Here is a 21451-nt window from a genome sequence, read left to right as displayed (position 1 = left end):
AAGTGTTGAGGAAACGATGATGAAACATTCTGCCATTGCTGCCGGCGTAATTCTTTCCACGCTGGGTTTTACCGGGACGGCTCACGCCGAAGATGATGCGTTCATTACCGCACTGAAAGGCGGTACGCCGCTGGTGAATATGCGTCTGCGTTATGAAGAAGTGGATATCGATGGTGTAGATGATGAAGGCCAGGCGCTGACACTGCGCACGCGTCTTGGGTATCAGAGCGCCAAACTTTATGGCTTCGATGTGATGGGGGAGTTTGAAGATACTCGCATCGTTGGTCAGGTAGATAACTATGCGCCGGAACAGCCCGGTTATCCGGTCATTGCTGATCCGGAAGTGACTGAGCTGAACCGTGCTGCGATCAGCTATACCGGTAGCGATGCGCTCGAAGGGCTCGTGGCCACTTACGGTCGTCAGCGCATTATCTATGACAATGCCCGGTTTGTGGGCAACGTGGGCTGGCGTCAGGATGAGCAGACGTTTGACGGCACCAAGCTGGATTATGGCGTTGGTGATTTCAAACTGTCTGCAGCCTACCTCACCCAGGTGAATGGGATTACTCCTGGCTTCGATGCCAACGTGACCAACAACCTCTTTAATGCCAGCTGGACGGGCGCACCCGGTGGTGCCCTGACGGCCTACGCTTACCTGCTGGAAACCGACAACGTTGACGATTCCGACAACGATACCTACGGCCTGCGCTATTCCGGTGCCTTCGATCTGGATGCGCTGAAACTGCTGGTGACTCTGGAAGGGGCACAGCAGGAAGTGGAAGCCGGTGATACCGAATACTACTTCGCAGAGCTGGGCGCTGAGGTTGCCGGTGTGACGGTGAAAGTGGCACAGGAAGTGCTTGGTTCAGATGACGGTACTGTTGCCTTCCAGACGCCGCTGGCGACCAAACACGCTTTCAACGGTTGGGCGGACCAGTTCTTGGTGACGCCGGCCGATGGTCTGGAAGACACCTTCGTGTCCGTGGGAGGCAAAGCGGGCGGCTTCAAATTGCTGGCTGTGTTCCACGACTACAAGTCCAACGAAGGCAGCACTGACTACGGTACGGAAACCAACCTGCTGGTGGCACGCCCGATCGGCAAGAACTATGTGGTGGGTCTGAAGTATGCCGACTACAGCGCCGATGATTTCAAGTCTGACACCAGCAAGTACTGGGCCTGGGGTGAGCTGAAGTTCTAAGCATCCCCTTCCCTGGCAGACCCTCAGGAGAGGAGGTTTCAGGTGGAAGCACGACGTTATCAGCCGCAACCCCGGGTGCCCGATGCCGAGGCAGCGCAACCGATCATCATTGTTGGTAACGGCCCGGCGGGTATGCAGTGTCTGGTTGAACTGCGCCGCCGTGGCGTCACCGCTGCGGTGAAACTGTTCGGTGCCGAGCGTTGGGCCCCGTATGACCGCGTCAAGCTTTCCACCTTTCTTTCCGGGTCGACCGGGTTTGATGACCTGACCAATTTGCCGGCGGAACTGGATGACTCGGTAGAGCATCTGGTTGGCCGGCCCATCACCGTGATCAATCCTGCCCGACGTTGGGTAGAAGATTGTCTCGGTCAGCGTCACCACTACAGCGCACTGGTTCTGGCGCTGGGTAGTGACGCCCATATTCCTTCCATACCGGGCACAACCTTGTCCGGTGTGTTGCGCTTTCGCGACATGGCCGATGCACAGGCCTTAATGGCCCGTCGCTTGCGTAGTACCCATACCGTTGTAATTGGTGGTGGCTTGCTGGGCATCGAGGCGGCTCATGGTCTGTGTCGCTTCGGCACCAAGGTCACTCTGATTCAACACGCCGATCGTTTGATGAATCGTCAGCTGGATAGTGAAGCGGCGAGCATCGTCGCGGACAACTTGCGTGATGCCGGGGTTGATGTACGGCTGACCACGAGCGTGCGCCGCATTGAAGGTAGCGAGCGGGTGGAGTCCGTGGTGCTGGCAGATGGCTCCGAGCTGCCCTGCGACACGGTCGTCTTCGCCACCGGTATTGCGCCACGCACCGAGCTGGCGCGTAAGGCTGGTCTCAAGGTAGCCAGCGGCATTCGTGTGGATGCGTCCATGCAGACCTCTGACCCGCATATCTATGCGGTGGGCGAGTGTGCACAGTTTCAGGATCAGGTTTGTGGTCTGGTGATGCCTGCTCTGCAGCAGGCGCGAGTGGCAGCTGGCTGTCTTGCGGGGGGAAGCGACAGCTATACCCCGGTGGCGGACAGCACCTGGTTGAAAGTGTTGTCACTGGAAGTGTTCAGCGCGGGGCATTTTACTGATGAAGAGCGCGGATTGGTGCACCGCACGTTGGTGTATCGCAACAAGCCCGAGGGTATTTATCGTGCGTTGATGCTTCGTACCGGTCGGCTGGTAGGCGTGGTGTCGGTGGGGGCGTGGCCGGAGCGGCAGCAAATTTTGAATCGCATCACCGATGGCCGCCGCCTGATGCCCTGGGAGCTGTTGCGTTTTCGCTTTACCGGCGAGCTGAGCGAGGGTGGTGCAGGGCAGGTCAGTGAATGGCCGGCGGCTACGGTGATCTGCCAGTGCAAGGGGCTGACGCGCGGGCAGTTGCAGGATGTTGTTGGTGAGGGCTGCGACACCGCGACACTGAAATCCGCCAGTGGTGCCGGCACCGTCTGTGGCGGCTGCGAACCCTTGCTCGAGAGTTTGTGTACTGGTGGTGCCGCCGCTGCCCGCAAGGTACCCGGTGGCACACCTCTCGCCATTGTCTCTGCGATCACCGCCTGCCTGATGGCGTTGGCATTCTGGTTGCCGTCGCCTGCTCCGGCCAGTTCGGTGCAGGACATTTCTCTGTTTGAGCAGTTTTCCCGTAATGGCGAGTGGCGGCAGTGGAGCGGTTACGGTGTGCTGGCGGCGTCGGCCTTGCTGTTGCTGATGTCACTGAAGAAACGTTTTCCCAAGGTGCCCATGGGCGGCTTCAGTGGCTGGCGTATTGCCCACGCTGTGTTAGGGCTTGTCGGGTTGCTGCTGTTGTACTGGCACACCGGATTTTCGCTGGGAGAAAACCTCAACCGCTGGTTGATGCTGAGCTTTATCGGCACCGCCATGATTGGTATTTCCGCCGCACTGTTGACTCGCCTGCAAGCGTCCATGAATGGCGTTGGCTGGCTTCGCCAGGGCAGTACCTGGCTGCATATCCTGGTGTGTTGGCCGCTGCCTGCACTGCTGATTTTCCACATCGTTTCGGCGTATTACTTCTAGCGGGGTGGGGATGATGGCAAGCAAGAAACGCAATCCAATTCTGTGGGCTATCTGGTTGTTCGCTTCGTTGGGGCTTGCCATCTGGCTCAGTCTGCAACTGGTTGACGAGACCGCACCGAAAACGGCGTTTATTCCCGGGCCGATGACCCACGGCCATCACCAGATCGAAATGCAGTGCAGCGTCTGCCATGGCGATGGTTTTGACAGCGAAACGGTGCTGCAGAATGCCTGTGTGGATTGCCATGGCGAGCAGCTGGATGAGGCTCAGGATTCTCACCCCAAATCCAAGTTTACCGACCCCCGCAACGCCGACAGGCTTGCCAATGTCGATGCGCGTTTGTGCGTGTCCTGTCATGTGGAGCATCGCCCGGAACTGGACGTGGGGATGGGGGTGACCCTGCCTATGGACATGTGCGCCCACTGTCATGAGGACATCGCCAGGGATCGCCCCAGCCATGAAGGGATGGGGTTCGATACCTGTGCCAGCGCGGGTTGCCACAACTACCACGATAACCGTGCCTTGTATGAAGACTTTCTACTGGCCCATGCCGGTGAGTCCTGGCTGAAAACGCCGGCGCAGCAGGCTCCCCGTGACTTGCTTGCCCGACACCTGCGTGATGAAGACCTGGTGGCATTAATGCGAGGACAGGGTGCGGCACCAGCCGACGCTGCCACGCCGGAGCATTGGGATGGTAATGCCCATGCGGATGCCGGTGTGGCCTGCACTGCCTGTCACGGTGGTGGTGATGACTGGACGGATTCCCCGGAGCCGCAGCAGTGCGCCACCTGTCACGAGTCAGAATCCGAAGGCTTTTTGCAGGGCCGTCATGGCATGCGCATCGCTCAGGGGCTGTCACCGATGACGCCCTCGCAATCGGTGCTCAACATGCATGTGGAGGCCAGTCATCGCGAGCTGACGTGTATCAGCTGCCATGGGGCTCACGACTTCGACACACAGAAAGCGGCGGTGGATAGCTGTATTGGCTGTCACAACGATGAGCACAGTAACGAATACCTGCGCTCTCCCCATCATGATTTGTGGAAACAGGAAAAGCGCGGCGAGCTACCGCCAGGTAGCGGTGTGACCTGTGCTACCTGCCACATGCCCCGCGAAGAAAAGCACGGCGAGATCTTTGTACAGCACAACCAGAGCCTGACGATGCGCCCGGTGGAAAAAATGGCGCGGCCGGTGTGCCTGCAATGCCACAGCCTGGAATTCTCTCTGGATGCACTGGCAGACCCGCATCTTCTGGAAAACAACTTCAATGGTCAGCCGGAAAAACATGTGCCGTCCATAGATATGGCCGTGGACCGTGACAAGTCCCGCGACAAGAAAGGCCCTTACTGATTTGCCTGATGAAACGATTTTAAATCCTGAGGAGGTACTACCCATGCAACACGTCATGAAGCAGAAAGTCACCATCCTGATAGTTTCCGTCCTGTCCGCCTTGATGTTGAGCGGCTGCGGAGAAGAGAAAGCGGCGCCCAGTGGAGGCATTGAGCCGAAGGTCTACACCGACTCCTTGTTTGCAGTGATGAAGGCAGACCGTACCAACTACACCAAGATGATCATTGGCCGCCTGGGGCCGGCCGGGGCAGACAGCATCAAGCCTCATGAATACTGGGAAGATCTGGAAAACGGTGCGCCGCTGCCGGCACAGATGTTCCGCTACGGCGCTGAAGCTGTCAGTGAAATGACCAGTGACTTCACCTATTCACTCCAGTCCTTGTGGCCGATCAACGCGCAGAATGCGCCCAAGACCGAGCTGGAAAAAGAAGGACTGCAATTCATCGTGGATAACCCGGGCCAGAACTTCTACGGCGAGGAGACCCTGGGCGATACCACTTACTACACCGCGGTGTATCCCGATGTGGCTGTCGCAGCCCCTTGCGTGGCTTGCCATAACAACCACAAGGATTCTCCCAAGACTGACTTCGAAATGGGGGACGTGATGGGAGGGGTGGTGATTCGCGTGCCGATGTAAGACGGCATCAGCGAGATCTTCACGTTTATCAGGATTCAATAACAGGAGAAACACCATGACTCCAGAACAAATTACGCTGGTGCAGGACAGCTGGACGAAAGTGGAAGGCATTGCCGATCAGGCCGCCGCGCTATTTTACGACCGTCTGTTCACCACCGATCCGGCGCTCAAGCCACTCTTCAAGGGCAACATGGAAGAGCAGGGCAAGAAGCTGATGACCATGATCGGGGTGGCGGTAAAAGGCCTCGATAAGCTCGACACTATTGTCCCGGCGGTTCAGAAACTGGGGGCTCGGCATAAAGACTATGGGGTAAAACCGGCGGACTATGACACGGTAGCCCAGGCGTTGTTGTGGACGCTGGGGCAGGGGCTCGGCGATGCCTTTGATGACGACACTGAGGCTGCCTGGACTGCCGCTTACACCATTCTGGCCACGACCATGATCGATGCGGCGGAGTATTGACCTCGTCAGGAATCGGTCATTTTTGGTACCGAGGGGCGCACCATTCAGGTGCGTTTCTTGGGTGCTTTATTGGTGATAATTAAAATTCGAACCAAAACAATGGGTTAGAAATGGCATGACTGGCACAACCGTTGCAAAACATTCGGATAACTCTTGTTCTCCGGATGCCTCTGACGTTATGGCACTGAAAATCATGCTGGTGGATGACCAGCCACCGCGCGCCGCGATTCTCGAACGGGCCCTTATTGATGAAGGGCACGAGATCCTGTGCCGTCTCACCAGTGCAGCCGGGCTGGCCGAGAAGGTGCGTAGCAGTAATCCGGATGTGGTTATCGTGGATATGGATGCCCCGGATCGGGACACTCTGGAAAGCATGGCGTTGGTACAGCGGGATATCCCGCGGCCCATGGTCATGTTTTGTAATCAGGATGATGAAGATCTGGTGGTGGCGGCCTTGCGTGCCGGTGTGAGCGCCTATGTGGCCGGTGAGACCGACTTGACCCGGGTGCGAGGAGTGATGCGCGTGGCCACCGCCCGGTTCCGCGAGTATCAGGCGTTGCGCGAAGAGCTGGAGCAGACCCGCGAAGCCTTGGCGGAACGCAAGATTATCGAGCGGGCGAAAGGGCTGCTGATGCAGCGACGCCGGCTGAATGAGCAAGATGCCTACAGCACCCTGAGACGCCAGGCCATGAATACCGGCCAACCGTTGATTCAGGTGGCGCGCTCGGTGCTGGATTATGCCGAGATGCTGAAGGCCCAAGGATAGTTTTTTTACTGTGGGAGCGATGCTGCCATAGCGATGTTCCGATGAAGATGAACTCGCGGTCGAACAACTGCTTCCACAAAAACAGGAGAGATCATGCGACGAGTGATGCCGTTGAAAAAGTCCCGCAGCCTGGTGGATGCGGAGACCAGGCCGGTCAGCCGGGCAAGGCCTCCTGTGGAAATGTGTGAGCCTCTGCGGCGCTCGGTATCCAGCGTCCGGCGCTCGGTTCCTGCGGAGCAAAAATAATGAAAATTCGTATCGGCTATATGCCACTCACAGACAGCCTGCCTTTGGCCGTTGCCCAGGAAGCGGGTTACTTCGCAGCGGAAGGGCTGGATGTGGAGCTGCAGCCGGAATGGAGTTGGGCCAGTCTGCGTGATCGTTTACTGGTAGGGCAGTTGGATGCGGCTCCCATGCTGGCCCCCATGCTCATGTCCACCTCGCTGGGGCTGGGTTGCATCAAGAAGCCCCTGGCCACTGCGTTTTCCATGGGACTGAACGGTAACGGTATTACCGTATCGCCAATGTTGTTCCAGGGACTGTGTGCCTTGTCGGAAGGGCCCACGGCCAACGACATGGCCAACGCCATGAACAAGCTGGTGGCCGCCCGAGCCAGCAGTGGCGAAGATCCGCTGGTGCTGGCGGTGGTCTTCCCGTTCTCCTGTCATGCTTATCAGTTGCGCCACTGGCTCAGTGTCGCGGGCCTCGACCCGGACCATGATGTGAAGCTGGTGGTATTGCCGCCGTCGCAGATGGTGGATCACCTGCGCATGGGGCATATCGATGGCTTCTGTGTCGGTGAGCCCTGGAACAGCCTGGCGGCGCTCACTGGGGCTGGCCACTGTATCCTGTCCGGTTACCAGATCTGGGAGAATGCGCCAGAAAAGGTACTCGCGGTTTCCCGGGATTGGGTAGCTCGTAACCCGGATACCCACCGTGCCCTGTTGCGAGCGCTGTACAAAGCTGCCTGTTATGCCGATGAGAATCTGGTCGACAGTCTTTCCTTGTTGGCGCACCCGGCCTGGTTGGATGTGCCGGAAGAAATTATCCGTGCGCCGTTCAATCAACGTTTGCCCGGTGGTCTGACCGGACAGCCGTTCCCGGCCCATCACTTTCATGTGTTTGCCGGTTTTCACGCCAATTTCCCGTGGCGATCTGATGCCCGTTTCCTGCTGGAAGAAATGCAGCGCTGGCGGCAGTGTTCTCTGGAAGAAAAGCAGACGTTTGCGGCGCAGTGCTATCGCACCGATCTGTTCCGTGATGCCCTGGCGGATCTCACAAGCCTGCCATTGATGGACAGCAAGCCGGATGAGCGCCATGCCGGCCATTGGGAATTACCGGGCGAACCCAAACCAGTAGAGCTTGGTCCGGATCGTCTGTTGCGGACGATTGAGGAGCAGCCGGAGGGCTGACGGCTGCGAATGCCCTGCCGTAGGAGCGGCGCTGGCGGTGCGATAACCCAAACCTTTAAAAGCGATATTTACCACAGAGATCACAGAGGCCACTGAGGGAAAGACGGTTTTAACCTCTGTGATCTCTGTGGTGAAAATGCTTTTTATCGCAAGCGATTATCGCGCCGCCAGCGCCGCTTCTACGGCACGGGTTGGTGTCATTCGAAACTCGTTCCTCGCAACTCGCTTCTAGTCTGTCTTTGTCAGAGCGCAGATCCCACTTTCCCCGGCAGAATTACCTGCGAGCGTCTTCGTGACCTCATTAAGGTATGCCCCTTAAACAAGAAAGCTCACGCCCACGCACAATAGCAACAGAGCGAACAGGCGCTTTAGCAGGCGCGGCGATAGCTGGTGCGCCAGGCGCGCGCCGAAACGGGCGAAGAACATGCTGGTGAAGGCAATGCCCACCATGGCAGGCAGATACACATACCCCAGACTCCATTCGGGTAGTTGTGGCTGGCTCCAGCCGATCAGCATGAAACTCAGAGCGCTGGCCGCAGCGATTGGCAGGCCGCAAGCGGAAGAGGTGGCTACCGCCTGTTGCATGGGCAGGCTGCGCCAGGTGAGAAAGGGCACATTCAGGGTTCCGCCCCCGATACCAAAGATTGCCGACGCCCAACCAATGACGCCGCCTGCGGCCGTCAGTCCCAGTTTGCCAGGCACCGAACGGCTGGCTTTGGGCTTCAGGTCGAGCGCCATTTGTATGGCGATAACGATCGCAAACACGCCAATGAGCTTTTGCAGCATCGGCCCTTGTATTGACGCAGCCGTCAGTGAGCCAAGCCCTGCGCCAAGCAGGATACCTACCGTCATCCAGGCGAAAACAGGCCATTGCACCGCGCCTTTGCGATGATGCTCGATTACCGAATTGATGGAGGTGAAGACGATGGTGGCCAGTGAGGTGCCAACGGCCAGATGCGTCAATACCTGTGGATCGACACCCTGGGCGGTAAAGCTCAATACCAGTACCGGCACGATGATGATACCGCCGCCGACCCCGAACAGACCGGCCAGTACACCGGCTGCCGCGCCCAGAACCAAATACAGCAAAAATTCCATGCTAAACCCTTATAAAGCCGCGAAAGAGTCGCGGCGAAATGACAGAAAGTACAACAAGCGAATGGGCCGGGGTGCCCAGGAAGTGATCTCAACAGGTAACCGATGCATCCAGATTGCAGTATTGCCCTTTGAAATACAGCAGGGGGTGTGTGGCGGTTGTTGGTTGCAGGCTCAGCGCTCGTACCTCCCCAATCACAATCAGGTGATCGCCTGCTTGGTGCTCGGCATGAATCTCACAATCCAGCCAATGCAGGCTGCCACCAATTACAGGGTTGCCCAGAGGAGAGTGGGTCCAGTCGGTTTCTTTCCACTTGTCCGCGCCCTGTTGGGCGAAGAGGTTGGATAGCGCAGCCTGTTCTTCAGAGAGAATATTCACCGTGAACCGGCCCGCACGACGGATCTTGGGGTAGCTGAAAGAGTCTCTCTTTACGCTGAATGACACCAGCGGCGGAGCTGTCGAAACGCTGTAGAACGACTGACAGGTAAAGCCGATGGGTTCGTCATCGATGTGCGAGGTAATCACAGTGAGCCCGGAGGCGAAATGGCCGAGCGCTTTGCGAAAGTGCAGAGGATCGATAGCCTTGGTGGTCAGTGACATAGTGATTCCAGAATTCGGGGTAACGCAAATGGGTGAATCAGGCGGGCTGTCCTTGTCAATGCAGTAAGCCAATACAGGACCCCCGCTCTTGGCGACGGGATTCAGGCCAGTTCGTTGCGGACCATCTCGGCGCCCGCACTCAATGCACGCAGTTTGCCTCGTGCGACCTGGCGTGGCAGAGGCGCCATGCCGCAGTTGGTGCAGGGGTAGAGTTTGTCGGCATCGACGAACTGCAGCGCCTTGCGCAAGGTGTTGGCGACTTCCTCCGGGCTTTCAATGACGTGGCTCGCCACATCAATGGCCCCCACCATCACTTTTTTGCCACGAATCAGCTCAATCAAATCCATGGGGACATGGGAGTTGTGGCATTCCAGAGAGACCATGTCGATGGTCGAGGCCTGCAGCTTGGGGAAGGCTTCTTCATACTGCCGCCATTCACTACCCAGCGTCTTTTTCCAGTCGGTATTGGCTTTGATGCCGTAGCCGTAACAGATATGCACGGCGGTCTCGCACTTGAGTCCTTCAATGGCTTTTTCCAGCGTGGCGACGCCCCAGTCGTTCACCTCATCAAAGAAGACATTGAAGGCCGGTTCGTCGAACTGGATGATGTCAACGCCGGCGGCTTCCAGCTCTCTGGCTTCCTGGTTGAGGATTTTGGCGAACTCCCACGCCAGCTTTTCACGGCTTTTGTAGTGAGCGTCGTAAAGGGTGTCGATCATGGTCATGGGGCCGGGCAGGGCCCACTTGATTGGTTGCCGGGTTTGCTCACGCAGAAAACGCGCGTCATCGACAAATACCGGCTTCTGGCGGCTAACCGCCCCTACCACCGTAGGCACGCTGGCATCGTAGCGATCACGAATTTTCACCGTTTCCCGTTTTTCGAAATCCACCCCGTCTAGGTGCTCGATAAAGGTGGTAACGAAGTGTTGGCGGGTTTGTTCGCCATCGCTGACTATGTCGATACCGGCTAGCTGTTGCTCGTGCAAGCTCAGGCGCAGGGCATCCTGCTTGCCGTCAGTGAGTTCCTCTCCCTGCAACTTCCAGGGGGACCAGAGCGTTTCGGGTTCGGCCAGCCAAGAGGGCTTGGGCAGGCTGCCCGCCGTGGATGTGGGTAACAATCTTTTCATGATTTTTACTGCCGTAAAAAGTTAAGGAGTTATTCAGAGGCTCCTTAAACGCCGTAATTTGTAGACCACTGGTTCAGCACCGTCCGGTAAGGCTCAATCAGATGCTGCTCAGCGAATTTGCCTTGTTTGACTGCCAGCTGACTGCGTTCTTCCCGGTCGTAGTGAATGCGGGTAAGCGAGTAATCCGAGTGCTTCAGGCTAGGCTGGTAGCGGTTACCCGCTTCGGAATTGGCGTTGTAAATCTCGGGCCGATAAATCCGCTGGAACGTTTCCATGGTGCTGATGGTGCTGATCAGTTCCAGGTTGGTGTAATCGTTCACAAGGTCGCCGAAGAAGAAAAAAGCCAGCGGTGCCACGCTGTGGGGCGGCATGAAATAGCGCACCTTCAGCCCCATCTTCTTGAAATAACTTTCGGTCAACGATGATTCATTGGGCAGGTACTCAAACCCCAGCACCGGGTGGTGATTCTCGGTGCGGGTGTACACCTTGTTGTCCGATACACTGATGCAGATTACCGGTAGCTTGCTGAAGTTCTCCTGGTAAGCGCTCGAGTGAATGAAATGCTGGAATAACTTGCCGTGCAGATCGCCGAAGTTATCGGGAATGCTGAACTGCGGCTGATCCTTGTTATGGTTCAGCAGGGCGATGCTGAAGTCATAGTCACGCACATAGGAAGAGAAATTGTTCCCGACAATGCCTTCGATGTGCTTGTTGGTATGCCGGTCAACGATGGTGGTTTTCAATATTTCAATGGTCGGGAACGTTTCGCCATTGCCTGCTATATCGATATCCACGGACACGATCTCGTGCTCCACGGCGTAGCGATCACCATTGGGGTTGTCCCAGTGGGCCAGCGCATTAAACCGGTTGTTGATCATCGTCAGGGTGTCGCGCAGGTTTTCCTTGCGCCGCTCACCTCGCGCGAGGTTGGCAAAGTTGGTAGTAATGCGCGTACTGTCAGATGGACGGTAATTCTCATCGAAACAAATGCGCTTGATGCTGAAGGTAAATTCATTGCTCATGGTGCCTGGCCGTCCGCGTCAATATGGGTCATGCCTTGTATCGCGTTGGGTAACTAACGCGATGAAGCGTGATATGTGGCCATTATGCTCAATAGCATTTATGAGTAAAATTGGTATTATTTCATTGTTGTATGAGTTTTCCTCACTTTGCGGTCGTGCTGGGAGCTGGTGCTCGACGGCCCTGGTTTTTTTCATTCAGAGCAAGATCGCGGTGGTGCCACCGTTCTGACAATGGCACGCGTTGGAGAATCAAATGCTGGAATTACGACATCTCGTCACCCTTCGGGCGATTGATGAGGCCGGGTCACTGGTGGAAGCGGCGGATCGGTTGCACGTCACCCAGTCGGCCTTGTCCCATCAGTTGAAAGACCTGGAACATCGCCTGGGTGTGGAATTGGTTGTGCGGCGCTCCCGTCCGGTGCGATTCACTGCTGCCGGGCAGCGGTTGCTGACGTTAGGGCAGGAGGTGTTACCCAAGGTGCAGCAGGCAGAACGAGAGCTGAAGCGACTGGCCGAGGGGCAGTCGGGCCGCTTGCACATTGCGATTGATTGCCACTCTTGTTTTCAGTGGTTAATGCCGGCATTGGATGCCTTCCGCGAGCATTGGCCTGAAGTGGAGCTGGATCTGTCTGCGGCCTTCAGCTTTGCTCCGTTGCCCGCCCTGCAGCGGGGGGATCTGGATATGGTGATCACCTCCGACCCGGAGGAGGATGAAGCGGTGAAATATTTACCGCTGTTCCGATACGAGCTGGTGCTGGCGGTATCGGGCCGTTCGCTGCTGGCCGCCAGAACCTGGATTGAGCCAGAGGATCTTGCTGAGCAGACGTTGATCACCTACCCGGTGGAGCGTGAGAGGCTGGATGTATTCACTGTTTTTCTCGATCCTGCCAGGGTAGAACCGGCGGCTATTCGCACTGCAGAACTGACCCCCATGACGGCCCAGCTGGTAGCCGCAGGCCGGGGTGTGGCGGCACTGCCCAACTGGGCGCTGACCGAATACACCGAGCATGATCTGCTCAAGACAGTTCGTCTGGGCGAGAAGGGCGTATGGCGCACGCTGTATGCGGCGGTGCGTATCGAGGATGAAACGCTTCCGTATATTCAGGAGTTTCAGGACACAGCGCAGGCGTTGTGTTTCAAAACCCTGAGCGGCGTAAAGGCGGTGAAAGGCAGTTGATCCGCCCGGTCACGGGCGGGCAGGAAGGCTGCCTAGCTGAAGCAGTGAAAGGATCAAGGTGGCCGCCAGCAGCAGTAACGAGACGGGTTGCAGGAAAGCGCTATGTCCGATCAGAAAGAAGGTGCTGTGGATGGCCACAGTCAGCAGCCCCAGACCGGCCAGAAGCTGGTGGCAGCGGCGCGCTTGATGGCTTTGATTGGCAACTTGAAAGAAGCACATCAATACCAGTCCGATCATGGGCAGGTTCAGAATCAGATTGAGTTGATTGCCGCCGGGCAAATGGAACAACTCCCATTCATGCCAGTAGGCAGCATCCACCTGGTGGGTAAGCAGCACGCAGGTGTTTAGCAAAAACAAGGTTTGGGGCAGGTCGGGTTTCATGGCGGGCTCTCCATCGTTTCCGCCATAAAACCCCAAGCGCCGGGCGTGCGCGATTACCTCTGAGGTAAAGCGTTAGCCAGAAAACACCTTCAGACCGGCAATGCCACCCACAATCATGGTCAAGCACAGCAATCTGGCGGGAGAGAGAGATTCCCCGAACAGCATGATGCCCAGCAGTACGGTACCCACTGCACCGATGCCGCTCCATACCGCATAGGCCGTGCCTGCGGGTAGATCGCGCATGGCCAGTGCCAGCAGCCAGAAGCTCAGCGCGGCAGCGATCAATGTGAAGGTGGTAGGGAGGGGGCGACTAAAGCCGTCGCTGGCTTTCAGGCCCAATGCCCAGCCAATTTCCAGCAAACCCGCGACAAGAATGTAGACCCATGCCATGACAAAACTCCTGCATGGGGCCGTCCCCGACATGGGCCGTGATCGAGGTCGTCCTCGGGCGTGAATGATGTTCAGTAATATAGTGCTTGAGGGGCAATTTTCAAGGGAAAAGCGTGCTGGGCGACCATGCGTCAGCACGGTCGCCAGTGTGAATTACCGTTCCGGGTACCAGATCTCGTAAAGCGCGTCTGTGGACGTGGAATTCTCGCAGCTATCAGGGATCATTCGGTCTGCGTCGATATTGTGGGCCTGGTTCCATTTTGCCAGTCGGTAGAGATAGCCGAAGTCCGGGCAGTCCTCCGGGGAGTCCGGCACTTGCCGAAACAGGATCACTGACAAGGTATTGGGTTCTCGCTCCAGTGCGGGGAAGAAGGTTCGTGTCTGGGCGACGCCATTCGCAAAATCCGGGTGGCTGATTTGCCAGGTCTGATAGTTCATGGCACTACCGGGCATCAGCATGTGAAAGCCGATATGGCTTTTTTCTTCAATCGAGAAATAGCCGTCTTCATTGGTGGTGGCCGTGATCGAGGGCTGCTCGCGATTGAGGATCGTGGCGCCACTGATCGGGTGTCCGGTTTCTCCATCTATCAGAGTGCCGTCTACGGGTTGCTGATCCCACTGCCGCTGGATGGTGGGGATACAGGCGGACAAGAGCAGGCTAATGGCCAGCAGGGGGAGAACACGTGTCATCATCAGGTTCAATCCAATAGTGTTGTTTGTGGCCACTGGCTTCATATTTGGCGCGGGCCTTTTCTGCCGCTAGCTGGTCCGGATAGCGGGCCACTCTGGCGATCACGCCGTTGTCATCCTGTCGCCAGAGTGTGAAGCCGCGCTGCATCTTCGTCAGAAGGGGATGCTGTCCGGGGCGATCATGACGGCAAAGCCGAACAGGATCAGCAACCACAGACATGACCCAAGTAACATCCAGACCCAATTGAGGGCAGTCATATCACTGTTGCGTTCCCCTTTGGGATCACCTTGTGAAATGTTGGCTGCCTGCTGGGCGGTGGCGACTACACCACAGATAAAGGGCAGCAGGAGCAAGGAAATAAAATCCAGGATACTGATAGTGTCCGAGCGGGCAGAGAAACGGTCTGCCAGGCTGGAAAGCAAATTCATGGCGATATAGGCCGCTGCCAGCTGGGAGACTGGCAGGTGGTTTTTGCTGTCTTCATCCCCCAGCTCCTTGTTGATTTGTTTGAGCAGGGAATGAAAGAAGAAGATGCTGAAAATGCCTCGCATCACTGGAATGGTGTTGGTGCCGCGGTGCTGGTTCAGCAGTTTCCAGTGCCGGTAATTCCAGTAAACGGCATAAAGGCCCAGAGTAAGAATGAAGAGCAGCGCCAGTTTTTTTAACGAGACCACATAAAGTGCGGCTTCGTCCTGAGTTGCTTCAGGAGTGGTGTTGTCTGTCGATGGTGCCTGGTAAAGATTACTGTCCATGTTGATCCCCAATACGTGTTGAATCTTGTTATTTGCCCCAATCCTTATAAGGCAGAGTGCTCAACGCACTGTTGTAATAGCGTACCTCACCAGTCACTTCATCGCCCAGCCAAGCGGGTTTGTCGAAGTCTGTATCCTCACTGGGCAATTCGATTTCTGCCACGGTCAGCCCGTCGTTATCGCCATGAAATACATCAATCTCCCAGCACAATTCCCCCTGAGGCAAGCGATAGCGTGTTTTATCTATCACGCCTTGGCCACAGAGTTCGTCCAGCATAGTGCGAGCTTCGCCCACGGGAATGGCGTACTCGAATTCGCTGCGCGTGGCTCCTTCGGTTTTGCCTTTGATGGTGAGCCAGGCGTTGTCGCCGGCAATACGAACCCGGACGGTGGCGTTCTTGTCATGGCTCAGGTAGCCCTGAGTGAGGCGTTCTCCGGGAAGGGTATCGATAATACCCGTGTCGCGGACAAGAAACTTGCGTTCAATTTCCAGTGCCATGGTCCAGTCCCAATTGGTCAAAGCTGATGTCGAATCCCAGTGCCCGGAAACCCTCCAGAATCTCTTCGGGCAGGTAAAAGGTCGGGTCGTCCATAAAAAAATAGTGTGATACCCCGATGCCATAGCGATAGTCATCGGGCAGGTTATCCAGTTGTGTGCGGAGACGCTTGAGTTTGAGCAGCAGCTTCTCGAAATGGTCCCGGTGGCTGGCAGTTTCGTCCAGCTGGCTGGAGAGAATCCAGCGGTTTTCCCGCCGCTGCGCCTCGGGCACGGTAGCACTGAAACTTTCTCCCTCGCGCCAGTAATCATCCGCACTCTGACCCATCAACAGATCCAGCTGGGAGGGATCGTGATCAAAGCCAAAAATGGCGAAATAGACGTGATGTTCGCTCATGGTGCCTCAGGGCGCAGGTTGCGATTGCGCTCAAGCTGATCCACCGGGAAGCCCTTGCTCTGGGCCACCTGTACCAGCGCCTGGTACTGATCCTCCGGCAGCTGCGGCTGGCGGGCCAGAATCCACAGGTACTCACGGCTGGGTTCACCAATCACTACGGTCTGATAGTCCTGATCCAGCGCGATGATCCAGTAGTTGCCCTCGGTGATGGTGGGGATCAGGCGGGAGATCCAGTTATCAAAGCGCACTTTTAGTCTGGCGTTGCCGGAATCCGCCACCACCCGGGCGGTGCCCACGGCCTCACTGGCGTCTTCACCTGCTCGTTGGCAGCGGTTCACCACCTTTACCGTGCCATCATCGTTGAGGCTGTAGGTTGCAGTGGAATCGTAGCAGCCGCGCTGGAACCATTGCGGCAGTCTGGCGATCTCATACCAGGTGCCAGCGTATTGCTGCAGGTCTACCTGCTTGACGGTGGCAAGCGGTTTTTCTTCGCCACAGCCGGCGAGCAGCAGCAGAGGTAGCAAGGGTAGCAGCAGGCGTTTCATGAAGACTCCGGTATATGAACAAGGTTACAGGCTAGCGCAGCCGGTGTGGTAATCAAGCCTGATGGCGGCGGGGTGCGCTGGATCAAGCCTGGCGTGGACTGCCGTGCTATACTCCGGCGCTGTTTCAGGGAGCCCGACTTTGTCTGATACCACCACCCGACTGACACTCGAACAATTGCAATGCGAGCGTGATGACCGCGTGCTGTTCCGTGATGTTTCCCTGACCGCACGGGCCGGCGAGATCTGGCAGATTACCGGAGCTAATGGTGCCGGAAAAACCACCTTGTTACGCATTCTGGTGGGGCTGCATGGCTTTTATGAGGGGCGCTGTGACTGGTGGGATGAAAACTGGCGCAGCGAGTTACTGTACCTGGGCCATCAGCCTGGAGTGCGCGAAGAGCTGACCCCGCTGGAGAACCTGCGCTTTACCTGTGCGCTGGGAGCGCAGTCGGGTGATCCCATGGCCGCGCTGGCGGCGGTGGGCTTGCGTGGCTTTGAGGATGTGCCGGCGGCGCATCTTTCTGCCGGGCAGAAGCGCCGTGTGGCATTGGCCAGACTCTGGCTGGACCGCAAAGGCGTGTGGGTGCTGGATGAGCCCTATACGGCTATCGATCAGGATGGTGTGGCACAGCTGGATGAACAGATCCAGAAGGCCGCTGACGCTGGCAGCCTGGTGTTGTATACCTCCCATCATCAAGTGGGTGAAGGGGTGAAAAGGCTGCATCTTGGCAAGGGCAGGGCGGAGGTGCTGGCATGAGCACATTTCGTGCAGCCTTGTCACGAGAGCTACTGGTGCTGTGGCGTAGTCCGGCGGAGATCATCAATCCGCTGTTTTTCTTCGTCATGGTGATCAGTCTGTTCCCGTTGGCGATTTCGCCCAAGCCGGAAACCCTGGCGCTGATTGCTCCTGGGGTGCTGTGGGTAGCCGCTTTGCTGGCGGTGATGCTGTCGTTGGATGGCCTGTTCCGTCGTGATCAGGAGAGCGGTGTGCTGGAGCAGCTGCTGACCTCGCCGGTGATGACAGTGGTGCCGGTGACCGCCAAATTGCTGGCACACTGGTTACTGACCGGGTTGCCGTTGGTGCTGGTGTCGCCAGTACTGGCACACATGCTGCAACTCCCTGACCGGGTGCTGGGCGTAGTGATGCTCAGCCTGTTGCTGGGCACCCCGGCGCTGACGGTGATTGGCGCTATCGGTTCAGCCCTGACGGTGGGGCTTAATCGAGGCGGGATCTTGTTGGCGGTATTGGTGTTGCCGCTGTACATTCCGGTGCTGATTTTCGGTGCCGGGGTGATTCGTACTGCGATGGAAGGTGGTCCCGTGCCGGGTGTACTGGCCATCCTTGGTGCGCTGTTAGCGCTGACCGCGAGTCTCGGCCCCCTGGCTGTGGCGGCGGGCCTCAAAATCAGTTCAGGAAATTGAGTTAATGGTCTGGCAAACGATCAAGCGCTGGTATCACATGCTGGGATCCCCGCGTTACTTTCACACGTTCAGTTCCCGGGTGTTGCCCTGGCTGACGCCTATTGCCCTGATTACCCTGGTGACCGGTCTGGTATGGGGCTTGGCATTTGCCCCCAGTGATTACCAGCAGGGCAACAGCTATCGCATCATCTTTATCCATGTGCCGGCGTCCAGTGGTGCGCTGATGGGCTACATGGCGCTCGGCGTGTCCGGGCTGGTGGCCGTGGTGTGGCGCATGAAGATGGCGGAGGTGATGCTCAAGGCCATCGCACCGTTTGGTGCGGCACTTGCCGCGATCTCCCTGATTACCGGTTCTCTCTGGGGTAAACCCACCTGGGGGACTTACTGGCAGTGGGATGCACGCATGACCTCCATGCTGATTCTGCTGTTCATGTATGTGGGCGTGATCGCCTTGCAGAACGTGATTCGCGAGCCACGACAGGCGGCCCGTGCGGCAGGGTTGCTGGCGATCGTGGGTGTTATCAATGTGGTGATCGTGAAGTACTCCGTGGAATGGGTGCAGACCCTGCATCAAGGCTCCACCCTCAAATTGTTCGGCGAATCCACCATCAATCCGGCCATGAAGTACCCGCTACTGATCAGCATGCTGGGCATGTGGTTGCTGTACGCGGTGAATGTGTTGATTCGTGCCCGTAGCGAGGTGGAGTGGCGCGAGCGTCGCAGCAAGTGGGTGCAGACCCTGATTCGGGAAGGAGGCAAATAAGATGGCATTTGAATCCTTTGCCGATTTTCTGGCCATGGGCAAACACGGTTTTTTTGTCTGGACCGCCTACGGAATCAGCGCGGTTCTGGTCATCGCCAACATGGTGTTGGCACTTCGTGGACAGGGAAAGGTACGAGAAACCCTTGCGCGACAGCAGCGCAGAGCTGAGGTAGATGAATGAATTCCGTACGTAAACAACGCCTGATTGTAGTGCTGGCGGTTCTGGCTGGCCTGGCCATTGCCGTGGCCCTGATGTTTTACGCGCTTCGCCAGAACATCAACCTGTTCTATACCCCCCAGCAAGTGGTTGCGGGTGAGGCACCGCTGGACACCCAGATGCGCGTGGGCGGCCTGGTGGTCGACGGTTCGGTCAACCGCAACGAGGAAACCCTGGATGTGACCTTTGACATCACCGATGGCAAGGGCAGCTTCACCGTGCATTACCAGGGCATCCTGCCGGATCTGTTCCGCGAAGGGCAGGGTATCGTGGCCAACGGCACCCTGATCAGCACCTCCCGGTTTGAGGCGGAAGAAGTGCTGGCCAAGCACGATGAAACCTACATGCCGCCAGAGGTGCAGGATGCTCTGGAAAAGGCTGGGCATCCGGGGGCCAAGAAGGCAGATGGATATAGTGAATAGTTAACAGTTAATAGTGAACAGTGCGCGGTCGGGGGGTGTCTCGACTGCATCGAAAGAGGCCGCGTCCAGACTTTGGGCGCGGCCTCTTTCGTCAGCAAGCTGAATGGATTCGCTTCGCTCAGCCTCGGGTCGCACTCCGTTCCTCAAAAGCCCTTAAAACCTTGGTCTGGCGATGGTCGCGGCTTCTTGCTTTCACGCTGGCTACTGGCCATTCCGCGACGCTGTTAACTATTCACTGTTAACTGTTAACTTTCCCTTGCAAGCGCCCTCCCACAAGCCCTAAATTCGCCACTATCGGCACCCCTTCGCGGTGCCCCTTTGTCAGGGCTTTTCATGAGTCAGGTCATTATTCTGGTAGACGATCCCGCCGATTGGGCCGCCTACTATCCCGCCCGCCATCTACTGTCTGCCCGTGAGTATCTGCAGGCGGAGCAACCGGTTTGCACGGACAAGAAAGTCCAGGTCATTAACCTGTGCCGCAGCTATAAATACCTGAGCCCCGGCTACTATTGCTCGCTGCTGGCGGAAGCCCGTGGCCAGCGTGTAATGCCTTCCGTGCGCACCGTGAATGATCTGAGTCGCAAAGCCTTGTATGGCTTGCACTTCGACCAGTTCGAGGCGGCCCTGGACAAGGCCATGAAGCGTAAGGGGAGCGGGTCGGATCGTTTCACCTTGCTGTTGTTCTTTGGTCAGACCGATCAGGAAGGCTTGGCGGACCTGGGTCGACAGATCTTCGACCAGCTACCGTGCCCGTTGTTGAAGGTGGAGTTTCGCCGTCGCGACAGCTGGAGCATTGAAGCCCTGAAGCCGATGACACTGAAACAGCTGAAAGGCAGCCAGGAAGATCAGTTCGCTCAGGCACTGGAACAGTTCAATGCCCGGGTATGGCGTAATCCGCGTCGCCGTCGCAGTGATCGCTATGAACTGGCCATGCTGGTGAATGAACAGGAAGCCATGCCGCCCAGCGACAAGAAGGCGCTGAATCGTTTTATCAAGGCGGGGCGGCAGCTGGGTATTCGTGTGGATGTGGTGGGCCGTGATGCCTATACCCGGCTGGGTGAGTATGACGGTCTGTTCATTCGTGAAACCACCGCGCTGGATCATCACACCTACCAGTTCGCCCGCAAGGCGGAGCAGGAAGGCATGGTAGTGATTGATGATCCCGGCTCGATCCTGCGCTGCACCAACAAGATTTATCTGGCTGAGCTGATGCAGGCCAACAGTGTGCCGGTGCCGCCCACTGCGTTCGTGTTTTCCGATGATGACGACCAGATTGATGGACTGGTCGCTGAGCTCAAGCTGCCCATGGTGCTGAAAATCCCGGATGGCAGTTTTTCCCGTGGCATCAGCAAGGTGGCGACACGGGAGGAATTGGCCCAGGCGTTGGCGGGGTATCTCAAACAGTCGTCGGTGGTGCTGGCACAGGCCTTTATGTATACCGACTATGACTGGCGAATCGGCGTGCTGAATAACCGCCCGCTATTTGCCTGCCAGTATTTCATGAGCAAGGGGCACTGGCAGATTTACCATCACCAGAGCGGTGGCAAGACGGAGTCAGGCAATAGCCGTACCCTGCCGGTGCAGGACGTGCCCGCCAAGGTGCTGCGAACCGCGCTGAAGGCTGCCAAGCTGATGGGGAATGGCCTTTATGGTGTGGACCTGAAGCAGTCCGGTGATGAAGTGGTGGTGATCGAGGTGAACGATAACCCCAACATTGATGCCGGCGTGGAAGATGCCTGGCTGGGCGAGGACCTTTACCGGCAAATCATGCTTGAGTTCCTGCGTCGTCTGGAAGCGAAGCGCATCGGCCTGTCAGTTTAATCCGAACCTAAGCGAGGCAAGGATGCCAGAAACGTTGTTGGAGCTGTAGGAGCGGACGTTCGGCCGCGAACCGAGCGACAGCGAGGCAAAAAAGAAGCGAGTGACGAGTTACAAGTTTCGAAAGGCAAAAGACATCTCGGCTTGATGTTTCAGGGTTTTGATCTTCGCAACTCGCCTCTCGTGACTCGAAACTTATTCCTCGCTCAGGCTCGAATCGCCTGCAGGCACGTTAGCGGCTGTTACCTCCGTTGCACTCCGGTTCCTATAGCTGCTTTTTAGTGAAGGC

The 21451-nt window shown here is 57.2% G+C and carries 25 protein-coding genes; 14 read left to right on the top strand and 11 right to left on the bottom strand.

All coding sequences use genetic code 11. The annotated features are described in order from the left end of the window. Positions 1–19: 19 nt before the first annotated feature. The 7 genes from Y5S_RS01900 (at position 20) to Y5S_RS01870 (ending at position 7846) form a co-directional block, all read left to right on the top strand. On the top strand, positions 20–1198 hold the full coding sequence (locus Y5S_RS01900; RefSeq protein WP_035229827.1) for an alginate export family protein: 1179 nt from the start codon (positions 20–22) through the stop codon (positions 1196–1198). 42 nt (positions 1199–1240) lie between these two features. Next, positions 1241–3220, top strand: coding sequence for an FAD-dependent oxidoreductase (locus Y5S_RS19060; RefSeq protein WP_052041325.1), 1980 nt, complete (start codon positions 1241–1243; stop codon positions 3218–3220). Positions 3221–3230: 10 nt separating this feature from the next. Continuing rightward, a complete protein-coding gene (locus tag Y5S_RS01890; RefSeq protein WP_231552605.1) occupies positions 3231–4568 on the top strand; it encodes a cytochrome c3 family protein in 1338 nt (445 codons plus the stop codon). A gap of 43 nt (positions 4569–4611) precedes the next feature. Beyond that, entirely contained in the window at positions 4612–5205 is a 594-nt protein-coding gene (locus tag Y5S_RS01885) for a Tll0287-like domain-containing protein (protein WP_035229825.1), read from the top strand. 55 nt (positions 5206–5260) lie between these two features. Continuing rightward, positions 5261–5668 (top strand): globin family protein, encoded by a 408-nt coding sequence (locus tag Y5S_RS01880; protein ID WP_035229823.1) that lies wholly within the window; start codon positions 5261–5263, stop codon positions 5666–5668. A 178-nt stretch (positions 5669–5846) separates the two neighbouring features. Beyond that, positions 5847–6434 carry an ANTAR domain-containing response regulator gene (locus Y5S_RS01875; protein WP_035229821.1) on the top strand — a complete coding sequence of 196 codons (588 nt, stop codon included), beginning with the start codon at positions 5847–5849 and terminating at the stop codon, positions 6432–6434. A 245-nt stretch (positions 6435–6679) separates the two neighbouring features. Then, positions 6680–7846, top strand: coding sequence for a CmpA/NrtA family ABC transporter substrate-binding protein (locus Y5S_RS01870; protein WP_035229820.1), 1167 nt, complete (start codon positions 6680–6682; stop codon positions 7844–7846). 315 nt (positions 7847–8161) lie between these two features. Here Y5S_RS01870 and Y5S_RS01865 read toward each other — a convergent pair whose 3' ends face one another. The 4 genes from Y5S_RS01865 to Y5S_RS01850 form a co-directional block, all read right to left on the bottom strand. Beyond that, positions 8162–8944, bottom strand: coding sequence for a sulfite exporter TauE/SafE family protein (locus Y5S_RS01865; RefSeq protein WP_035229817.1), 783 nt, complete (start codon positions 8942–8944; stop codon positions 8162–8164). 88 nt (positions 8945–9032) lie between these two features. Then, a complete protein-coding gene (locus Y5S_RS01860) occupies positions 9033–9542 on the bottom strand; it encodes a flavin reductase family protein (RefSeq protein WP_035229814.1) in 510 nt (169 codons plus the stop codon). A gap of 101 nt (positions 9543–9643) precedes the next feature. Beyond that, positions 9644–10669: a methionine synthase gene (locus tag Y5S_RS01855; RefSeq protein ID WP_197055069.1), complete on the bottom strand. Its 1026-nt coding sequence runs from the start codon at positions 10667–10669 to the stop codon at positions 9644–9646. 44 nt (positions 10670–10713) lie between these two features. Further along, on the bottom strand, positions 10714–11691 hold the full coding sequence (locus tag Y5S_RS01850; RefSeq protein WP_035229811.1) for a DUF1852 domain-containing protein: 978 nt from the start codon (positions 11689–11691) through the stop codon (positions 10714–10716). Between the two features lie 253 nt (positions 11692–11944). Between Y5S_RS01850 and Y5S_RS01845 the strand changes: the two genes are divergently transcribed. Beyond that, the gene (locus tag Y5S_RS01845) at positions 11945–12868 is read left to right on the top strand and encodes a LysR family transcriptional regulator (RefSeq protein ID WP_035229810.1); all 924 of its coding nucleotides are present in this window, start codon (positions 11945–11947) and stop codon (positions 12866–12868) included. A 9-nt stretch (positions 12869–12877) separates the two neighbouring features. Here the strand turns inward: Y5S_RS01845 and Y5S_RS01840 are convergent, their stop codons facing one another. The 7 genes from Y5S_RS01840 to Y5S_RS01810 all read right to left on the bottom strand — a co-directional run bounded on the left by Y5S_RS01840 (position 12878) and on the right by Y5S_RS01810 (position 16520). Next, on the bottom strand, positions 12878–13249 hold the full coding sequence (locus Y5S_RS01840; protein WP_035229807.1) for a DUF6713 family protein: 372 nt from the start codon (positions 13247–13249) through the stop codon (positions 12878–12880). Between the two features lie 72 nt (positions 13250–13321). Next, on the bottom strand, positions 13322–13639 hold the full coding sequence (locus Y5S_RS01835; protein ID WP_035229804.1) for a DMT family transporter: 318 nt from the start codon (positions 13637–13639) through the stop codon (positions 13322–13324). 153 nt (positions 13640–13792) lie between these two features. Next, entirely contained in the window at positions 13793–14332 is a 540-nt protein-coding gene (locus Y5S_RS01830) for a carboxypeptidase-like regulatory domain-containing protein (protein WP_156107530.1), read from the bottom strand. A gap of 150 nt (positions 14333–14482) precedes the next feature. Continuing rightward, positions 14483–15082, bottom strand: coding sequence for a hypothetical protein (locus Y5S_RS01825; RefSeq protein ID WP_035230014.1), 600 nt, complete (start codon positions 15080–15082; stop codon positions 14483–14485). Positions 15083–15110: 28 nt separating this feature from the next. Next, positions 15111–15581 carry a CYTH domain-containing protein gene (locus Y5S_RS01820; RefSeq protein WP_035229802.1) on the bottom strand — a complete coding sequence of 157 codons (471 nt, stop codon included), beginning with the start codon at positions 15579–15581 and terminating at the stop codon, positions 15111–15113. Further along, positions 15565–15975, bottom strand: a complete 411-nt coding sequence (locus Y5S_RS01815; RefSeq protein WP_035229800.1) for a DUF4279 domain-containing protein — start codon at positions 15973–15975, stop codon at positions 15565–15567. Before Y5S_RS01815 ends, Y5S_RS01820 begins: the two co-directional genes overlap by 17 nt. Beyond that, positions 15972–16520 (bottom strand): lipocalin family protein, encoded by a 549-nt coding sequence (locus Y5S_RS01810; protein WP_035229798.1) that lies wholly within the window; start codon positions 16518–16520, stop codon positions 15972–15974. Before Y5S_RS01810 ends, Y5S_RS01815 begins: the two co-directional genes overlap by 4 nt. A gap of 139 nt (positions 16521–16659) precedes the next feature. On the opposite strand from Y5S_RS01810, the gene ccmA reads away from it, so the two are divergent. The 6 genes from ccmA (at position 16660) to Y5S_RS01780 (ending at position 21165) form a co-directional block, all read left to right on the top strand. Next, positions 16660–17277: a cytochrome c biogenesis heme-transporting ATPase CcmA gene (ccmA, locus tag Y5S_RS01805; protein WP_035229796.1), complete on the top strand. Its 618-nt coding sequence runs from the start codon at positions 16660–16662 to the stop codon at positions 17275–17277. Then, on the top strand, positions 17274–17942 hold the full coding sequence (ccmB, locus tag Y5S_RS01800) for a heme exporter protein CcmB (RefSeq protein ID WP_035229794.1): 669 nt from the start codon (positions 17274–17276) through the stop codon (positions 17940–17942). Before ccmA ends, ccmB begins: the two co-directional genes overlap by 4 nt. Before the next feature lie 4 nt (positions 17943–17946). Further along, the gene (ccmC, locus tag Y5S_RS01795; RefSeq protein ID WP_035229792.1) at positions 17947–18705 is read left to right on the top strand and encodes a heme ABC transporter permease CcmC; all 759 of its coding nucleotides are present in this window, start codon (positions 17947–17949) and stop codon (positions 18703–18705) included. Position 18706: 1 nt separating this feature from the next. Continuing rightward, positions 18707–18886, top strand: a complete 180-nt coding sequence (ccmD, locus tag Y5S_RS01790; protein WP_035229790.1) for a heme exporter protein CcmD — start codon at positions 18707–18709, stop codon at positions 18884–18886. After that, positions 18883–19344: a cytochrome c maturation protein CcmE gene (gene ccmE, locus Y5S_RS01785; RefSeq protein WP_035229788.1), complete on the top strand. Its 462-nt coding sequence runs from the start codon at positions 18883–18885 to the stop codon at positions 19342–19344. The genes ccmD and ccmE overlap by 4 nt, the downstream gene beginning before the upstream one ends. 333 nt (positions 19345–19677) lie before the next feature. Further along, positions 19678–21165 carry a RimK family protein gene (locus Y5S_RS01780; RefSeq protein WP_035229787.1) on the top strand — a complete coding sequence of 496 codons (1488 nt, stop codon included), beginning with the start codon at positions 19678–19680 and terminating at the stop codon, positions 21163–21165. Positions 21166–21451 lie beyond the last annotated feature (286 nt).

Source organism: Alcanivorax nanhaiticus, from assembly GCF_000756665.1.
Taxonomy (GTDB): domain Bacteria; phylum Pseudomonadota; class Gammaproteobacteria; order Pseudomonadales; family Alcanivoracaceae; genus Alcanivorax; species Alcanivorax nanhaiticus.
The sequence above is the reverse complement of the archived record's forward strand: the minus strand, read 5'-3'. Positions and strand labels throughout refer to the sequence as shown.

What these genes read in the sequence shown, in the direction of transcription:
- Y5S_RS01900 (WP_035229827.1), top strand. Translation starts at nt 20, where the DNA reads ATGAAACATTCTGCCATTGCTGCCGGCGTAATTCTTTCCACGCTGGGT.
- Y5S_RS01890 (WP_231552605.1), top strand. Translation starts at nt 3,231, where the DNA reads ATGATGGCAAGCAAGAAACGCAATCCAATTCTGTGGGCTATCTGGTTG.
- Y5S_RS01885 (WP_035229825.1), top strand. Translation starts at nt 4,612, where the DNA reads ATGCAACACGTCATGAAGCAGAAAGTCACCATCCTGATAGTTTCCGTC.
- Y5S_RS01880 (WP_035229823.1), top strand. Translation starts at nt 5,261, where the DNA reads ATGACTCCAGAACAAATTACGCTGGTGCAGGACAGCTGGACGAAAGTG.
- Y5S_RS01875 (WP_035229821.1), top strand. Translation starts at nt 5,847, where the DNA reads ATGGCACTGAAAATCATGCTGGTGGATGACCAGCCACCGCGCGCCGCG.
- Y5S_RS01870 (WP_035229820.1), top strand. Translation starts at nt 6,680, where the DNA reads ATGAAAATTCGTATCGGCTATATGCCACTCACAGACAGCCTGCCTTTG.
- Y5S_RS01865 (WP_035229817.1), bottom strand. Translation starts at nt 8,944, where the DNA reads ATGGAATTTTTGCTGTATTTGGTTCTGGGCGCGGCAGCCGGTGTACTG.
- Y5S_RS01860 (WP_035229814.1), bottom strand. Translation starts at nt 9,542, where the DNA reads ATGTCACTGACCACCAAGGCTATCGATCCTCTGCACTTTCGCAAAGCG.
- Y5S_RS01855 (WP_197055069.1), bottom strand. Translation starts at nt 10,669, where the DNA reads ATGAAAAGATTGTTACCCACATCCACGGCGGGCAGCCTGCCCAAGCCC.
- Y5S_RS01850 (WP_035229811.1), bottom strand. Translation starts at nt 11,691, where the DNA reads ATGAGCAATGAATTTACCTTCAGCATCAAGCGCATTTGTTTCGATGAG.
- Y5S_RS01845 (WP_035229810.1), top strand. Translation starts at nt 11,945, where the DNA reads ATGCTGGAATTACGACATCTCGTCACCCTTCGGGCGATTGATGAGGCC.
- Y5S_RS01840 (WP_035229807.1), bottom strand. Translation starts at nt 13,249, where the DNA reads ATGAAACCCGACCTGCCCCAAACCTTGTTTTTGCTAAACACCTGCGTG.
- Y5S_RS01835 (WP_035229804.1), bottom strand. Translation starts at nt 13,639, where the DNA reads ATGGCATGGGTCTACATTCTTGTCGCGGGTTTGCTGGAAATTGGCTGG.
- Y5S_RS01830 (WP_156107530.1), bottom strand. Translation starts at nt 14,332, where the DNA reads ATGATGACACGTGTTCTCCCCCTGCTGGCCATTAGCCTGCTCTTGTCC.
- Y5S_RS01825 (WP_035230014.1), bottom strand. Translation starts at nt 15,082, where the DNA reads ATGGACAGTAATCTTTACCAGGCACCATCGACAGACAACACCACTCCT.
- Y5S_RS01820 (WP_035229802.1), bottom strand. Translation starts at nt 15,581, where the DNA reads ATGGCACTGGAAATTGAACGCAAGTTTCTTGTCCGCGACACGGGTATT.
- Y5S_RS01815 (WP_035229800.1), bottom strand. Translation starts at nt 15,975, where the DNA reads ATGAGCGAACATCACGTCTATTTCGCCATTTTTGGCTTTGATCACGAT.
- Y5S_RS01810 (WP_035229798.1), bottom strand. Translation starts at nt 16,520, where the DNA reads ATGAAACGCCTGCTGCTACCCTTGCTACCTCTGCTGCTGCTCGCCGGC.
- ccmB (WP_035229794.1), top strand. Translation starts at nt 17,274, where the DNA reads ATGAGCACATTTCGTGCAGCCTTGTCACGAGAGCTACTGGTGCTGTGG.
- ccmC (WP_035229792.1), top strand. Translation starts at nt 17,947, where the DNA reads ATGGTCTGGCAAACGATCAAGCGCTGGTATCACATGCTGGGATCCCCG.
- ccmD (WP_035229790.1), top strand. Translation starts at nt 18,707, where the DNA reads ATGGCATTTGAATCCTTTGCCGATTTTCTGGCCATGGGCAAACACGGT.
- ccmE (WP_035229788.1), top strand. Translation starts at nt 18,883, where the DNA reads ATGAATTCCGTACGTAAACAACGCCTGATTGTAGTGCTGGCGGTTCTG.
- Y5S_RS01780 (WP_035229787.1), top strand. Translation starts at nt 19,678, where the DNA reads ATGAGTCAGGTCATTATTCTGGTAGACGATCCCGCCGATTGGGCCGCC.